Raw genomic sequence first — 14,321 nt, 5'->3', positions numbered from 1 at the left:
TCAGGCGCACGATGCTACTGTGCCGGCTCGCGCAGGCATAGCTGACGGCAATCTTTGTTGACGATTGCGTCCTAGCCCGGCCGCTGCAGGCTGAACGGCTCGCGGGTGCGGCAATACTGGCTGCCACCCAGACGACCGACCAGGTCCAGACGCTGCGGGTCGATGCGGCCCTGCTCGGTGAGCACGGCGTCATCGATATGCGCCAGCAGCACCTCGACGAAGATCAGGTGGCAGTTGGGCGTGGCCCGCGGGAACGGCTGCACCTCCAGCAGGCGGCATTCGAAGGCCACCGGCGCCCCGGCCACCCGCGGCGGGCGCACCCGTTGCGACGGCGCGCTGGCGATGGCGCAGCGCTCGAACTCGCTGACCCCGTGGGGCAGCTGCGCGGCACTGGCATTCATCGCCTCGGCCTGGGCGAAGGACACCAGCTGGATCACCAGCTCGCCGGTATCCTGCACATTGCGCAGGGTGTCCTTGAGGCTGCCGTCGTCGCGCGAGCCGACATTGATCATCAGGCTCGGCGGGTCGTCACTGATCACCTGGAAGAAGCTGAACGGCGCCAGGTTGCTGACGCCCTCCCGGGACAAGCTGGAAACCCAGGCAATCGGCCGCGGCGTGACCGTGGCGGCGAGCCAGCGGTAGGCCTCCAGTGCACTTAAATCGCCGAAATCCAGCTGCATTCAGTACGCCGCCTCAACGGCCGGCACGCGATTCGCGGATATAGAAACGGGCCTTCTGCGCCTTGGCCGCACAGCCCTCGAACGCCTCGAACTGCTGCTGGGTCTTGGCCCCGGTCAGCAGCGACAGCGCCTTGGAGTAGCTGACCGTACCGGCGAAGCCTTCGGCCTTGGCCAGATCCAGCTCGCGCCAGGCGGCATCCAGCTGGTTGGCGCAGCTGTCACGGTAGGCGGTCTTGCTTGCCCCGGCGCAGCCGCTGATCAATGCGACCAGCAGCGTCAGCAAGGTGAGTTTCTTCATGGATAAAGCTCCTGAACGACTGGTGTCTAATGGAGTACTGCACCGCGAAAAAGTGCCCGCACAACCCGTATGCTGCCGCAGGTTCTGCGGCGGCGCACCGGTACAGGCGAAAGCCGGCGCGCAGGGTGCCGCAAATCCTCGGCGGGCGCCAGGCTGGCGGGTGGCCATGGAAGAGTCTAGCAAATGCCGCCTTGGCGCCGCGCTGCGGCGCAGGTATGTTCAGGATAGGCGTATGGGGGATGGCAATGAGCAAGAAAGTCGCACTGGTACTGGGCTCCGGTGGCGCGCGCGGGTACGCGCACATCGGTGTGATCGAAGAGCTGGAAGCCCGCGGTTATGAAATCGGCTGCGTCGCCGGCTGTTCCATGGGCGCGGTGGTCGGCGGCATCTACGCCGCCGGCAAACTGCGCGAATACCGCGAGTGGACCGAGAGCCTGGACTACCTCGACGTGCTGCGCCTGCTCGATGTGAGTTTTCGACTCGGCGCGATCCGCGGCGAAAAGGTGTTCGGCAAGATCCACGACCTCATCGGCGAGATCGACATCGAAGACCTGGCGATCCCCTACACGGCGGTGGCCGCCGACCTGACCAACCAGCAGGAAATCTGGTTCCAGGAAGGCTGCCTGCACAAGGCCATGCGCGCCTCGGCGGCGATTCCCAGCCTGTTCACGCCGGTCACCCAGGGCAACCGCATGCTGGTCGACGGCGGCCTGCTCAACCCGCTGCCGATCGTGCCGGTGGTGGCCAGCCACTGCGACCTGATCATCGCCGTCAACCTCAACTCGCAGAACCAGAATCAGTACCAGCTGCCGGTGATCGAGCGTCCGGCGGTATTTAAGAACCGCATCGATCAGCTGATGGGTTCGCTCAGCTCGCGCCTACCCTTCTTCAAGCGCGAAGTCGATGAGGAAGAGGAAGGCGAGCTGCTGGTGGAGAGCAACCCCTGGGTGGAACAGCCCACGCCCCGCCGCAAGGTCGTGCCAGAGGCCGCCCCCAAGTCGGCCAGCGGCTCCCGGGTGCTGAGCAATGTCGGCCCGGCGTCGCTGCTGGAACTGGTCAACCAGAGTTTCGAAGTCATGCAGGCCTCGCTGACCCAGTACAAGATCGCCGGCTACCCGCCGGACATCCTGGTCAATGTGCCCAAGCGCGCGTGCCGCTTCTTCGAGTTCCACAAGGCGCCGGAGCTGATCATGCTCGGCCGGCAGATCGCCAGCGACACCCTGGACAAGTACGAGCGCGAGCATCCGTAGGGTGAAAGCATAGGCGGGGCATGTCAGTGGTGGTGGGTAGTGACGACTACTATTGAGCAGGCAGATTAGATAGTTAATAGCTATATCAATAGATGCAGCCCCACTCACCCCCGACCTTCCCGATCAGGCCGGGCAATGGGGAGCAACATTGCCAAGCCTGTCGAGAGATTTGCCGCATTGCATGCTGGGAGAGTTAGCTGAGTGGCACTCCGGCTTAGCAGAGCTTCAAGATGGCCAAAACGATGACGAGGCCGGTGTGGAGAAATCAGATTAGAGCTAACGGTGACCAAAACGCAGAATTCTGGGCAGAGGGGGAAAACCATCAGGCATAAAAAAATCCAGTCACCGCTAAGTGACTGGATTTTTTAGGGTTTTTTGGTCGGGACGGAGTGATTCGAACACTCTACCCCTTGCACCCCATACAGGTAATAACCCTTCCGAGCTTGTCCAGGCCAATCCAACCCTCCCCCTCCAAACCATTGAATCTACTGGCCTGCAGCCAATTTATCGTCCAAAATAGCGCGAAGCGATTCAGTCAAAGCCAATCTCAATTGGCAACGAATTGGCAACCAGAGAATCTCAATTGGCAACCAATTGGCAACGGGAAAACTGAGCGAATGGCCAAGATTACAGACCGCCAGATGACGGCCAAACCTGGCGCAAGCGACAAGTGGCTCAGCGAAGTCGCCATCTGGGGGCATGGCAGTCTGGTAGCTCGAATAACCCCCAGCGGCGAGCGACTCTTTTATTTCCGCTACACAAATAGCAGCAGTGAACGCATCACCTTCCCCATAGGTACCTACAGCCGCGATGGTAGCGAAGGCACAATGACCCTGGCAGAAGCAGGACAGCGAGCGAAGGAGCTTGCAGGACTCCATAAGTCTGGAGTCAGGGATTTGAAGGAGCATCTGGAAGCCGAGGAAGCTGCTCGTGTGGCTGCGCGCGACGCAGAACTTGCACGGATTGCTGCGGAGCAAGCAGCACTGGAGGAAGCCAAATCCCGACAAGCAGCCAGAAAAACCGTCCAGCATTTGTTCGAGCACTGGGCCAAGGTCGACTTAATCAACCGCAAGGATGGCGGCGCAGAAGTTCGCCGAATGTTCGAAAAGGATGTCTTGCCTTATCTCGGCAAGCTGGCAGTCGAAGACGTGAAAAAAGGTCACATCACAGAAGTTACTGATGCGTTGCTTTCGCGTGGCGTTAATCGCATGGCGAAGATGATTTTCAGTCTGATGCGACAAATGTTCAGGTTCGCAGTAGATCGTGACCTAATTGATCACGACCCCACTTCGAGCATTCGCAAAGCCAAGATAGGCGGCAAAGAGGTCGAGCGTGATCGCGTTTTGAGCGAAGAGGAAATCCGCACATTAGCAAAGCTCGCCCCTGAGGCTGGCCTGCTTCCATCCTCAGAAGCTGCAATCTGGATTGCTTTATCGACCTGCTGCCGCATTGGTGAGCTGCTGAACGCTCGATGGGAAAACGTCGATCTTGAAAAAGCAAACTGGCACATCCCCGCCGATCACAGCAAGAATGGCAAGGCCCACAACGTAACCCTCTCACCTTTCGCCATCAAACAGTTCAAAAGAGTCAGGGCATTCACTACTGCTAGTGAGTGGTGCTATCCCAACGTCCAAAACAGCGGACCAGTCTGTTCAAAGACAGTAACCAAACAACTTGGTGATCGGCAACGCATGCCTGGTCAGGGGACTCTGAGCAATAGAAGCGCGAATGCTCAGGCGCTGCTACTCCCTGGTGGAAAGTGGACTCCTCATGATCTTAGGCGAACTGGGGCCACGATCATGACGGCGCTCGGCGTATTACCAGAAGTGGCGGAGCGCTGCCTCAACCATACCGAGGAAAATAAAGTTAAACGAATCTACCAACGCCACAGCTATAGCAAGGAAATGGCAGAAGCTTGGTTAGCTCTTGGTCAATACCTGGAAAAAGTTGTCCATACTACGTAGCTAATACTTAGCTTTACAAGGACACCCCAACCCCAAAAAGCCCTTAGCGCAGATAATTTAATTCCGAAATTAAACGCGGAGTTAAAATCATGAAAATACTTTTACTTTACATTAAAAACACAAGGCAATACCGCGCAATTCAAACGCCACACATTGCGGCACAAGTATTATGTTTATTACTACTCCCTTACAACACCAAAACCCAACAACACAATTGACCGATCTCAATCCAACCCATTGAATATTTTTTAAATCAATAATCACCTATTGAGTATGAGTTAAACTATAGAGCTCATGACCATGCTCAACAACACTAATACCTTACAGCACCACCCACTCAGACACCCTGATAATAAAAACCTCCACCTGCACTACGATGACACATTTGAAGGCTTCCAACTAATGCGTGACAAGGGGCCTTTGATTCGAGAGAGCCTCTCCGCCCTCAAGCATACTATCGACTTGGCGCTGACTGATTACCCGAGAGTCCTGGCTTTCAGAGTGGATCTTTACGTACCTAAAAAAATTAAACTACCTGACTACGCATACACGAACAAGGTCATAACCAAGTTCTTTGAATCGTTCACAAAAAAGATCAAGTACCACCAGAATCGGGTGGCTGAGCGCGGCTACTCACGTGGTTGCAAAGTGCGGTACGTCTGGTCGAGAGAGATCGGCCAGGGAGGTAGACTCCACTATCATCTGTTGATTCTTTTAAATCGCGACGCATACTACAAATTAGGCTTATTACGATCGGAAAAGATCAATATGTTTAGACGAATTGAAGAGTCTTGGGCAAGTGTACTTGGATTATCAGTCGATCAGGTTAGGGGATTGGTTAACAAACCACCGAACCCTGAGTACTTTATCAATCGAGAAATCCGTCGAGATAAGGCTGATGAGCTCCCTGAACTTTTCTTCCGAGCCAGCTACCTGTGTAAGAAAGCGACCAAGCACTATGGTGACCGTCAGCGGAGTTTCGATACCAGTCGGGGGTAGCAAGCGGTCAGCACAATCCCCATGGGCTTACAGCTGGATGAAAGGCCTAAGGGCAGTCGGTGCTGTCAGATTGGCGGATGTTCAAAATTGGACGCATCCTGCCATTCGGAAGATTGCCCATGGGGATGTCTTGCTATGCTATGCACCCTAAGACCAAAATAAAGACCTAAAAAAGGAGCTATGGTATGCAGAGTGTTTTGGCTGACGTTGCCGTGAGCGTTTCTGAGCTGAAGAAAAACCCCACCGGTGTCATGGCGGGTGCCGGTGGCATGCCGGTCGCCGTTCTCAATCATAACCGTGTGATGGGGTACATGGTGCCCGCCGAGCTGTACGAGCAGATGCTGGACCGTCTGGACGATCTGGATCTGATCGATGTCGTTAACGCACGCTCCGGTGAGAAGGGTGTGCCGGTAAACCTGGATGACCTATAAGCTCGAATTCCTGCCCTCAGCGCTGAAGGAATGGGAGAAGCTGGGTCATACGGTGCGTGAGCAGGCAAAGAAAAAACTGCGTGAGCGGCTGGAAGCACCAAAGGTACAGGCTGATGCCCTCAGGGATCTGCCTGGGCACTACAAGATCAAGCTCCGAACAGCAGGCTATCGATTGGTCTATCGGGTCGAAGATGATCGGGTGGTTGTGATGGTGGTCGCAGTGGGCAAGCGTGAACGAAGTGCAGCTTACAAGGCAGCAGGTAAGCGTTAGCTACCAGGGCAAAAGAAAAAGTGGGAGCCATTGCAGGCAGTCTTTCGACTACCCACGCTGGCTCACCGTTCAAGGGTTCATTCTTACTTTCTGCTTCCGGTAGATCCAGCACGCCAACACCACGGCAATCAGCAATGGTGGAAAGCGCACCATCAGAATCACCAGCAGCAATATCGCCAGACAACCGGCCAAGATCCCGGCAAACATGAATGCCGAGGCAACAGTCCGTAACAGCAGTTTCATTGGCACCTCCTTACAGGTAGCCGCGCTCAGCCAACGACACGCAATCCTCCTGGCCTACCACAACGTGATCGAGCGTTCTGACTCCGACCAGATTCAGTGCGTCCTGCAGTTTCGTGGTGAGATTGCGATCCGCCTGGCTGGGCTCGGGATCACCTGAGGGGTGGTTGTGCACCAGGATGATTGCGGCTGCGTTGTGTTCCAAGGCGATCTTCACGACTTCCCGTGGGTAGACGCTGGCGCTATCTAGGGTCCCTCGAAACACCTCCTCAAATGCGATCACCCGGTGCCTGCTATCGAGCATGAGCAGTGCGAACACTTCATGCTCGTATCCGACCAGCAGTGCTTGCAGGTGGCTGAACACTTCCTTCGGTGAAGTCAGTTCACGGCCTTTGCGCAGACGCAGGCTGGCCAGTTGCTTGGCCATCTGCAGGATGTCGTTTTCCGTCACCGGCGAATCGACCAGGTAGGTGCCGGTCGTGTCACTGGCTTTCAGCTTGTGCAGGCGCATGGCGGCCTCCTTGGTCTGTGGGTGGGGTTTGACGAGCAGCCTGTGCATCGAGCTTTTCAGCCAGGCTGGGTTTGGTGGGGTGGAGTGAAGCGGTGTGCGCTGCTGCAGGTGCTTCACCCTCGGGGTAGAATTCTTCGACGATGGCGCTTGCATCCTCCTCGCTGTCTTCGAACGCACCGTTGCCAAAGCCACGTCGTGCTGTCTCATCCAAAGCGGCTTGATCGAAGCCTGCAGCCTGACGCCGTGAGTCGAGTTCACTGGCAGTTACTAATGCCTCCGCCATGTCCATGCCGCTTCTTACCGTCAGGTCGGCGTAAAAGATCGGCGTGCCATGGCTCTGGCGTGTCGACTTACCACGCAGACGCAGTTCCAGCGGCAGGCAGGCCAGGCGGTTGCCTGAAATGGCCTGGAAGTAATGCAGGCGAGCCGCCAGAGTGCGGATGCTGTTGAAGCCGGTGGTGCGGAACACGAAGCTGCCCAGCGGATCCTCATCACCAATGATCACGTTCAGTCGGCCGTAGGGCTTGCAGGCACCGCCTCTGGCCAGCGGACAGGCATCCGGTGAAGGACAAGGCAACGACTGCATGCCGTCCTGGGTAACCCGCTTGCAGGTCTCGCCATTGCCGACGCAAACAGGTCGGCCCGATTGCCGGTCGAACAGCGTGTAGTCGGCTCGGAAATTCAGCTCCGGCTCGTTGAACAGCAGGCGTACCGGAATGCTGCGCAGCTTGTCGCCCTTGCCCTGACGCAGCTCGTCATTGAGCGGGTGCAACAGCCAGCCGTCCTTGCCTTGTACCTGGGATGTGATGGTGAACTGGTCATCCTTCTCCGGAAGCCGTTTGCCGTTCTTCTCGATGACCTTGCCGATGGAAATCCGCCCGAGTACCGGCGGAGTGATAGCCAGACCTTTGAGCATGGTGGCGCTCCTGGAAATGAAAAAAGCCAGCCACGCAGTGCGAACTGCATGGGCTGACCAAAGGGGATGAATGAGGTTGGTTTCAGCCGACCAGAAAGCGCCGCGCACCCGGTTTCAGCAGTGGGTACTTGGCCTGTAGGTAGGGCTTGTCCTGGAGCAACTGAGCGACATCGAGGCCGATGCTGTCCTTCGCTTTGCGCCAGCTGACATAGCCGCTGGAAAACTCCGCCCGACTGGCATCACCCATGGCCTGCTGCAGCATCTGCTTGAGTTCGGCCTCGCGCTTTTCCTTGTCGGCAATCGACTGGCGAATGGCCTTGAGCTCGATGAAGGCAGCGGCCAGTCCGGCATGGCTGCTGAAGTCGACGGTCAGGCCGTTGTCCTCCGGGTAGAGGCAGCGCAGCGCAGACTCAGCCGAAGCCGTGCCATCAGCCGGTGGTGGCGTGTCGGTTTCCACGTAGTGCCAGAACTTGCGCTCCAGCTCGATCAGGCGAGCAATCATCTGCTCGTCTCGTTCGATGCGATGGATCTCCAGCGTTTGACCGCCGAGCAGCACGGCCACATCAGCAGCCTGCTTGCCGGTAACGGCGAGCTGGTGCATCACCTGCAACTGCACATACTCCGGCACGCCCTCCTTCCAGAGGCGTGCCCCGTTTATGCCGGCTGTCTTGCATTCGAGGATCTGCACATCGTCGGCCCCGATCACCTCGCGGTCGATGTTGGCCAGCATCCAAGGCAGCTCCGGATCCGGATGCTGCAGTACGGCATTGATGCGCCGTACCTTGTTCTTGGTGCGCTTGCTGTAATGCCAGGCCACGATAGGCTCCAGCACGTTGCCCCAGTACATCGGGCTTTCCTCATCCTGAGGATCAGCCTTCGGCATGCCGGCATCACGCCCCGTCTTTTCCATCCACAGCTCCAGTTGCGACTTGTACGGGTTCAGACCGACTGCTGCCGCCGCGTCCGAACTGCCGATACCTTGCTTGCGGATCTGCAGCCAGTCCTCGCGCGGGAGCTCCTTGGTGCTGACCAGGCGCAGGGCCGGACGGGCTTTGCTGGTGCTGCGATTCAATGAAGTAGCTTTCATAGCGTTCACCTTGCAGAAATAGAAACGCCCGACCTGCAACAAAGCGGGTCGGGCGTTATGGGGTGGGTAAAAGGTCAGGCGACCAATTGCAGGGCTGTATCCAATGCGCGCTGTTTGATCTGGGCACCCTGGCCGAACCAGGCTGAATCGAGGCGGTACTCCGTGCTGCGTGCCCGGCGTTCGTGATCGACGTACTCGGTCACGGCATTGAGCAGGCCCCAGGCGGTGCCGCGTGCCGAGTCCAGCTGGCTACCGCGACCACGGCCTTCGTACAGCTCCTGCACTTTGCGCAGGGCGCGCTCGTTGGGCAGTTGCTCCGGTAGTGCGCCGGTCGGGCTTGTCTCGCACATCACGTTCATGAAGAAGCCCAGTGCTTCATGCCACTGCACCTTGCGTTCAGCCAGGTGGCGCATGCGGTACATGAAGTCATCCCATTGCGAGACGGCGATACCGAGCTGCTTCTTGACCAGATCGCCGTCGAAGCGGGTGCTATGCGGCACCTTGATCGCACGGCTGTGGCCGTCCAAAGCGATGGTCAACGTGTTGTTGCAGACCACACGAATGGTGGTGGGCGTTGCTGTGGTAGCCAGGGTGCCGTCACAGGAAGTGGCCAGCAGCAGGTAGCCGTTCACCTGGTCGTTGCCCTTGAGCGCAGCGCCCTGTCCGGTTCGCGCCAGCGCCCAGAACTTGCGACCACCCTTGAGCACGCCAGCGGTTTCCAGCTCGTAGCCGGATACCTCGGTCAGGTCGCGGTAAAACTCCAGCACCTCACGAGGCTGGACGGTGTGGTAACGCTGCGAGACCACCGACAGCGGTGCCTTGGTGTCCGAACGGTAGAGCACCTTCTGTTCGGGGAAAGAATGGATTGCGCCCAGATGGCCGATGGCGTCTGACTTGAAATGCACGGGGCTTTCCAGGATCTGCCAGTCCATACCGGCTTCACGTTGCCAGACTTCAATGGGCTGTTTCTGCGGCAGGTTGTTGCCCAGGCCGTGCCACGGAGTAGCGCCAACGTAAGCCATTTGTTCGATTTGATGAGCCATGACGAATTTCCTTTGGGTGCAGGCCGGCATAAAGCGCCGCGCATGGCGCAGCACCGGCAATCAGTGATGGGTAAGGAAGAAGCGAGCGGTGGCCGGATCAGGCCGGCAGGTTGAAGCGGTGACCGCAGAGCAGGCAGAGGTTGTGGGCCAGGACGTGGCGGTCAAGCGACTCGCCGAGCTGAGCGCCAAGTGCGCAGCCACCCACTCCACCGGCCAGGCCGCCGAGAATGGCACCGGAGACCGAGCCCAAGGTGATGCCGACTGGCCCGGCGATTACGCCAAGCGCTGCGCCGGCCTTGCCGCCTGCCAGAGCAGCACTGACGCCGCGGGCGAGGCCACCGACAGCGCCGATGGTCGCGCCGGCTTTCATGGCGTGATGGAACGAAGCGACTTTTGGGGAATGACAGCGAGGACACTGCAATGACATGGGACGAACCTCCTTGGTGCTGATGTCATGGCAGTTATGTGTTGTCAAAAAAATGACGAATTGAATTTTATTAAGTGAATGACTTCCAGAGCCTGCTTCCTCAGCTTCATAAGAAGCTGAGGAAGCAGGTAGCTGAGGGTAGCGTTATAAAAAATCGTATCTGCAACCAGGACCACACCCATGTTGGCAGTTGGATTTCTGGCGCAGCGCTCGTACCAGCGGAGCCAACCAAGGTGCTTTCCTGCGGCCGCTCTGCGTTGAGCAAATACAGCTGATCTTGCACTCAGGCAACAGCGCTCTTCACACGAAAGAGCGCTGACTGATGCCCTCCCCTCTGAAAGTTACACCGGAAGCGCACTTACCACTTCTTGGTAAATGGCTTGTCGGTAAGCCCCCCCCTATGCGTGGCATCGACTCAAACGCGCAATCACCTAGCCAGCCGCACTCGGCTGAGGTCATAGGGCATTTCACGCATGGCCGAACTCTGGACGCCGAGACTTATCCATCACATGCGGTGACACGCCCAGAGGAGACATCCAGAATTTATACAAAAAATCAAGCCTACCGCTTAAAAATAAATATCGCTCAGCGCTCGCACTAATTCCTGAACGCCGAATAGATAACTTAGGGCTTCTTGAGGAGACGCCCTATGAAAGAAAAATTTGACGACGAGGAACTGAGGGTCATTCGCGTGAAGCGATTGCAAGACATGCTTGGAATAAGCAGGTCAACGATTTACTCGAGGGTTGATCCGAAATCAAAGTGGTTCGATCCCGACTTTCCAAAACCATTCAAAATTGGAGGATACGCAGTGGGCTGGGATCTACGCGAGGTCGTTAAATTTGTTGAGATGAAAAAAATGGAGGCTCGATGATCGACTATAAGAGGGCCGCACCACAGCCGTCTTGGAACGATGCTCCACTTGGGCCAAAAGAGGCAAGCAATAGGCACTTAATTGATGACCCTATACCTGCACTGCCCTTTGAAATAACATCAGAGGCAATTGAAGAATGTGTTAGGAATCTTAAAAACCCAAAAGACCTAGCACTTGTCTCAGCAATTACCTTTATATCACTGTCTGTTCAAGGACTATACGATGCACGGTCACCACTTGGAAACATATTTCCCACATCACTTTTATCCATAGCAGTCGCCGGATCTGGAGAGGGTAAAACACCATGCCTAAATAAAATGGGAGGGGGATTATTTGACTACCAAAAAGAAATCCTAGCCAACAGAGATGTTGAATTAAAAAAATTCAGATATGCACATGATATATGGTCGGAGATTTTAAAAGCTCATAAATCCGAGTTAAGAAGATTGATTAAAATCGGTGATAACACTGACAGCATCTTAGAGGTAATAGCTGATCATTATTCAAAAGAACCCAAAGAACCGATGAAGGCCGGCTTCCTTTACGAAGACACCACAGAACCAGCCCTATATGGAAATATGAATGGTGGGCTGCAGTCTATCGGATGGATATCGAGCGAGGCATCAGGAATAGTCAACGGCAGTTCTTTCCGCAACGTTGACAAAATAAACTCCGTCACAAGTGGTGATGGCGTTAGGGTTGAGCGAGCCACTCGGGAATCATACTACCTGGCCAATGCAAGAATTACTTTATGTTATATGTTTCAACCATCCGTACTAAAAAAATTCGAAAATACACGCGGCGAGACAGCAAGAGGAACTGGCTTCTCTGCAAGGTGCTTATTTGTTAATTCTAAAAGCACGCAGGGTACTAGAATTTTTGACGGACTTGAGCAGAGCTGGACAGCTTGCGAACGGTTTAGAGCAAGAACCGTTGAGCTTTACAAGTCCTATGTAGAAAAATTCTCTCGCGGCAGCTTTGCTCGTGAAGAGATTCGCTTGTCGGATCGGGCTGCCGAAATATGGATAGAAACCCGGAATGAAATAGAAAAACAAATACTGGAAGGTGGGCGTTATTCTTGGGCACCTGATCATGCCTCAAAGCTTGCGGAAATTATGATTAGGCTTGCAGTAAATTTTCACGTGTTTGAAGGACGCGAAGGCGACGTTTCTGAAACCACAATGCGGGCTTCAATCGAGCTGGGATATTGGTTCTCTCGTCAATTCGAAAGAATGTTTAGTCCAGAAGCGAAACTAGAAAATGATGCAAGTGAGCTGCACGCATGGCTACGGTCGAAATATGATGAAAACAGCTCCAGAAGATTTGACAGAACATATATTGGCCGACACTGCCCTTCCAGACTCAGGGGAGACCCAAAATACTTAGAGTTGATTTACGATAAGCTTGAAAATGACAAACTGATACGAATCATTACCGAAGGCAAGGCAAAGATCATACTTCTAAATTGATTTATCCAGACCGCAGCACTATATTGACCCAAAGCCATGCACTTGCTGCCTCTGGCTTTTTATTAAATAATTTTTCTCGACATGCCGACTCGAGGTGATCCGCATGGATGCTTATGAATCCATTAATGCAGTAAAGGGACTCGGACTGAGTGGTGGACTAAAACAGCTCGAGATTGAATTACGGAGTATTTTTAAATCCTATTGGCGGGAAGAAATTTTTTCTTATTTTGAAAGAGAGTGTAGAAAGCTTCTTAAAGAAGACGGCCCTATCGCCGAGGACAAAATACTTCGCTGCTGGACCCCTGACATTCGGCAGTCCGGAAGCATCGAACTAAAAGAGCGATTTTTCCATGCAATGCTTTACCTTATGGGAGCAGAGCACGAGTACTATAAAGGCAATCATGGTGCCGCTGGACTACTTGCCATGAGATCGGCACATGAGCTTGGTCGATTTGATGGGTGGCGCGCATGCATGGAAACTATAAATGCGCCCTACAACGGCCGCATTAAAGGTGGAGAGACTGGAAAGGCCATAAGAGAAGATGCCTACCTCGAGCTCTTTAGATACATACAATCAGGTCCCATCAAAGAAGGCTCGACTTGGAAATCTAAAGAAGATGTAATCCGAGACTGCGAGCAGAGACTTCAATCATATATCAATAAAAAATACCCGCTCTTTTCTTTTATGGCCGACAACTTTATTGACAATTCCCTGAGCAAGAAAGGCTTAGTAAAGGATGCTTTTTTGTCATACAAGAAAGCAGTAAAAGACAAGGTCGATACTGACTCAACCCCCAGCGACCAAATTAATTCTCAGAATGCTAAAACAAATGCCGATTTAACCTTCGACCAGCGCCTGTCTTTTCTTCAGCGACAGCAGGATTGGGCATCTCCTGCCAACGAGACGGATTCATCCAATGAACAGGGAGCCGGCCCTGATGAGCAACCTTAACGGCATTGAAGTGCATGAGATGTCGCAAGACCTCTTCTCTTGCTGGAAGACTTTGCCATCAAGAGCATGGCGATCATCGGCCAGGGCAGCGATCCTAACCTAGAGATCAATATCCAGGGAGCCAGCAAGATTCTGCTGACGGGCAAAGCCCAGATCTGCCAGTGGACCACTCTACATGCCAGCGCCAAGTAGCTGCGAAGAATCGGCACCAGCTATGCAACCCTGAAGGTCGTGCACGCCCCTAGATGGTCTACAGCCCTGGCAGCACGACTGAACTGACGGAATTCACATGGCCACCCAACCCTTGCTGTACACCCTGCATATCCAACTGGAACCGCTTCACTTCAACCCACCGATATGGCGGCGCCTCCGCGTGACCGGCGACTGCACGCTGCGCAAGCTGCACCACTTCATCCAGGCTGCCTTTGGCTGGCATAGCAGCCATCTCCATGAGTTCAGCGATGGCGTCAGTCGCTTCATGCCACTGGATGCTGAGTTCATGGACATGTATGACGACGCGCTGGATGACCGTAAAACCAAACTGCGCCGCGTGTTGAAAGAAGCAGGCCGGCTGCGCTATCTCTACGACTTCGGTGATAGCTGGCAGCACGTGATTGCTGTAGAGGCCGTTGAGCCCTGAGACTTCACCGGCAGCTGGTGTGAGGTACTCGATGGTGCCCGCGCCTGCCCACCCGAAGATGTCGGCGTATCAGCACTTCCTGGACAGCATCCAGCAACCAAGCAGTGAAGAAGGCCGCAGCGCACTCGATTGGGCGGGCGGAAAGTTCGATCCCGAGCTATTTGATCGTCGAGCGGCCAACGCCGCCGTGCAGCGGATCTGCAACAACTTCTGGGGCTAGCCGCCCCCTTTGGGCGCTCATCACCCCGGCGGGGAATGCACTCAATGAG

Annotated in this window: 19 protein-coding genes; 11 read left to right on the top strand and 8 right to left on the bottom strand. The window is 55.1% G+C overall.

Annotated elements, in window-relative coordinates; translation table 11 throughout:
• Positions 1–71: 71 nt before the first annotated feature.
• Both GV001_RS12600 and GV001_RS12595 read right to left on the bottom strand, forming a co-directional pair.
• Entirely contained in the window at positions 72–680 is a 609-nt protein-coding gene (locus GV001_RS12600; protein ID WP_160080319.1) for a flavin reductase family protein, read from the bottom strand.
• Between the two features lie 13 nt (positions 681–693).
• Complete coding sequence (locus GV001_RS12595; RefSeq protein WP_160080317.1) at positions 694–978, bottom strand: hypothetical protein; 285 nt, start codon at positions 976–978, stop codon at positions 694–696.
• A gap of 245 nt (positions 979–1,223) precedes the next feature.
• Here GV001_RS12595 and GV001_RS12590 point away from each other — a divergent pair, with 245 nt between their 5' ends.
• The 5 genes from GV001_RS12590 to GV001_RS12570 all read left to right on the top strand — a co-directional run bounded on the left by GV001_RS12590 (position 1,224) and on the right by GV001_RS12570 (position 5,893).
• Positions 1,224–2,228: a patatin-like phospholipase family protein gene (locus tag GV001_RS12590; protein ID WP_160080315.1), complete on the top strand. Its 1,005-nt coding sequence runs from the start codon at positions 1,224–1,226 to the stop codon at positions 2,226–2,228.
• 617 nt (positions 2,229–2,845) lie between these two features.
• Positions 2,846–4,192, top strand: coding sequence for a site-specific integrase (locus tag GV001_RS12585; protein ID WP_160080313.1), 1,347 nt, complete (start codon positions 2,846–2,848; stop codon positions 4,190–4,192).
• 300 nt (positions 4,193–4,492) lie between these two features.
• Complete coding sequence (locus tag GV001_RS12580; RefSeq protein ID WP_160080311.1) at positions 4,493–5,191, top strand: inovirus Gp2 family protein; 699 nt, start codon at positions 4,493–4,495, stop codon at positions 5,189–5,191.
• Positions 5,192–5,376: 185 nt separating this feature from the next.
• Entirely contained in the window at positions 5,377–5,622 is a 246-nt protein-coding gene (locus GV001_RS12575) for a type II toxin-antitoxin system Phd/YefM family antitoxin (RefSeq protein ID WP_033942931.1), read from the top strand.
• Complete coding sequence (locus tag GV001_RS12570; protein ID WP_125861722.1) at positions 5,612–5,893, top strand: type II toxin-antitoxin system RelE/ParE family toxin; 282 nt, start codon at positions 5,612–5,614, stop codon at positions 5,891–5,893. Before GV001_RS12575 ends, GV001_RS12570 begins: the two co-directional genes overlap by 11 nt.
• Before the next feature lie 69 nt (positions 5,894–5,962).
• Here the strand turns inward: GV001_RS12570 and GV001_RS20020 are convergent, their stop codons facing one another.
• The 6 genes from GV001_RS20020 to GV001_RS12545 form a co-directional block, all read right to left on the bottom strand.
• Entirely contained in the window at positions 5,963–6,136 is a 174-nt protein-coding gene (locus GV001_RS20020) for a hypothetical protein (RefSeq protein WP_165362587.1), read from the bottom strand.
• 10 nt (positions 6,137–6,146) lie between these two features.
• Complete coding sequence (gene radC, locus GV001_RS12565; RefSeq protein ID WP_160080309.1) at positions 6,147–6,644, bottom strand: DNA repair protein RadC; 498 nt, start codon at positions 6,642–6,644, stop codon at positions 6,147–6,149.
• A complete protein-coding gene (locus tag GV001_RS12560; protein ID WP_160080307.1) occupies positions 6,616–7,560 on the bottom strand; it encodes a hydrolase or metal-binding protein in 945 nt (314 codons plus the stop codon). Before GV001_RS12560 ends, radC begins: the two co-directional genes overlap by 29 nt.
• Positions 7,561–7,642: 82 nt before the next feature.
• Entirely contained in the window at positions 7,643–8,647 is a 1,005-nt protein-coding gene (locus tag GV001_RS12555) for a YqaJ viral recombinase family protein (RefSeq protein WP_160080305.1), read from the bottom strand.
• 74 nt (positions 8,648–8,721) lie between these two features.
• The gene (locus GV001_RS12550) at positions 8,722–9,690 is read right to left on the bottom strand and encodes a DUF932 domain-containing protein (RefSeq protein ID WP_160080303.1); all 969 of its coding nucleotides are present in this window, start codon (positions 9,688–9,690) and stop codon (positions 8,722–8,724) included.
• Positions 9,691–9,787: 97 nt separating this feature from the next.
• Complete coding sequence (locus GV001_RS12545; protein ID WP_160080301.1) at positions 9,788–10,117, bottom strand: hypothetical protein; 330 nt, start codon at positions 10,115–10,117, stop codon at positions 9,788–9,790.
• Positions 10,118–10,766: 649 nt separating this feature from the next.
• Between GV001_RS12545 and GV001_RS12540 the strand changes: the two genes are divergently transcribed.
• The 6 genes from GV001_RS12540 (at position 10,767) to GV001_RS20165 (ending at position 14,272) form a co-directional block, all read left to right on the top strand.
• Positions 10,767–10,991, top strand: a complete 225-nt coding sequence (locus tag GV001_RS12540; protein WP_125861717.1) for an AlpA family transcriptional regulator — start codon at positions 10,767–10,769, stop codon at positions 10,989–10,991.
• Positions 10,988–12,460: a YfjI family protein gene (locus GV001_RS12535; RefSeq protein WP_160080299.1), complete on the top strand. Its 1,473-nt coding sequence runs from the start codon at positions 10,988–10,990 to the stop codon at positions 12,458–12,460. The genes GV001_RS12540 and GV001_RS12535 overlap by 4 nt, the downstream gene beginning before the upstream one ends.
• Positions 12,461–12,563: 103 nt before the next feature.
• Positions 12,564–13,412, top strand: a complete 849-nt coding sequence (locus tag GV001_RS12530; protein WP_160080297.1) for a hypothetical protein — start codon at positions 12,564–12,566, stop codon at positions 13,410–13,412.
• A 39-nt stretch (positions 13,413–13,451) separates the two neighbouring features.
• Entirely contained in the window at positions 13,452–13,604 is a 153-nt protein-coding gene (locus GV001_RS12525) for a hypothetical protein (protein WP_160080295.1), read from the top strand.
• Positions 13,605–13,701: 97 nt separating this feature from the next.
• Complete coding sequence (locus tag GV001_RS20170) at positions 13,702–14,052, top strand: plasmid pRiA4b ORF-3 family protein (RefSeq protein WP_256664913.1); 351 nt, start codon at positions 13,702–13,704, stop codon at positions 14,050–14,052.
• Positions 14,053–14,086: 34 nt separating this feature from the next.
• Positions 14,087–14,272, top strand: a complete 186-nt coding sequence (locus GV001_RS20165; protein ID WP_256664912.1) for a plasmid pRiA4b ORF-3 family protein — start codon at positions 14,087–14,089, stop codon at positions 14,270–14,272.
• The last annotated feature ends 49 nt before the right edge of the window (positions 14,273–14,321 follow it).

It is taken from the genome of Pseudomonas sp. 8AS (assembly GCF_902506505.1).
GTDB lineage: Bacteria > Pseudomonadota > Gammaproteobacteria > Pseudomonadales > Pseudomonadaceae > Aquipseudomonas.
This window is presented reverse-complemented; position numbering and strand designations above follow the sequence as displayed.

Excerpts from the sequence above, each read along its gene's own strand:
- GV001_RS12600 (WP_160080319.1), bottom strand. The coding sequence starts at position 680 with ATGCAGCTGGATTTCGGCGATTTAAGTGCACTGGAGGCCTACCGCTGG.
- GV001_RS12595 (WP_160080317.1), bottom strand. The coding sequence starts at position 978 with ATGAAGAAACTCACCTTGCTGACGCTGCTGGTCGCATTGATCAGCGGC.
- GV001_RS12590 (WP_160080315.1), top strand. The coding sequence starts at position 1,224 with ATGAGCAAGAAAGTCGCACTGGTACTGGGCTCCGGTGGCGCGCGCGGG.
- GV001_RS12585 (WP_160080313.1), top strand. The coding sequence starts at position 2,846 with ATGGCCAAGATTACAGACCGCCAGATGACGGCCAAACCTGGCGCAAGC.
- GV001_RS12580 (WP_160080311.1), top strand. The coding sequence starts at position 4,493 with ATGCTCAACAACACTAATACCTTACAGCACCACCCACTCAGACACCCT.
- GV001_RS12575 (WP_033942931.1), top strand. The coding sequence starts at position 5,377 with ATGCAGAGTGTTTTGGCTGACGTTGCCGTGAGCGTTTCTGAGCTGAAG.
- GV001_RS12570 (WP_125861722.1), top strand. The coding sequence starts at position 5,612 with ATGACCTATAAGCTCGAATTCCTGCCCTCAGCGCTGAAGGAATGGGAG.
- GV001_RS20020 (WP_165362587.1), bottom strand. The coding sequence starts at position 6,136 with ATGAAACTGCTGTTACGGACTGTTGCCTCGGCATTCATGTTTGCCGGG.
- radC (WP_160080309.1), bottom strand. The coding sequence starts at position 6,644 with ATGCGCCTGCACAAGCTGAAAGCCAGTGACACGACCGGCACCTACCTG.
- GV001_RS12560 (WP_160080307.1), bottom strand. The coding sequence starts at position 7,560 with ATGCTCAAAGGTCTGGCTATCACTCCGCCGGTACTCGGGCGGATTTCC.
- GV001_RS12555 (WP_160080305.1), bottom strand. The coding sequence starts at position 8,647 with ATGAAAGCTACTTCATTGAATCGCAGCACCAGCAAAGCCCGTCCGGCC.
- GV001_RS12550 (WP_160080303.1), bottom strand. The coding sequence starts at position 9,690 with ATGGCTCATCAAATCGAACAAATGGCTTACGTTGGCGCTACTCCGTGG.
- GV001_RS12545 (WP_160080301.1), bottom strand. The coding sequence starts at position 10,117 with ATGTCATTGCAGTGTCCTCGCTGTCATTCCCCAAAAGTCGCTTCGTTC.
- GV001_RS12540 (WP_125861717.1), top strand. The coding sequence starts at position 10,767 with ATGAAAGAAAAATTTGACGACGAGGAACTGAGGGTCATTCGCGTGAAG.
- GV001_RS12535 (WP_160080299.1), top strand. The coding sequence starts at position 10,988 with ATGATCGACTATAAGAGGGCCGCACCACAGCCGTCTTGGAACGATGCT.
- GV001_RS12530 (WP_160080297.1), top strand. The coding sequence starts at position 12,564 with ATGGATGCTTATGAATCCATTAATGCAGTAAAGGGACTCGGACTGAGT.
- GV001_RS20170 (WP_256664913.1), top strand. The coding sequence starts at position 13,702 with ATGGCCACCCAACCCTTGCTGTACACCCTGCATATCCAACTGGAACCG.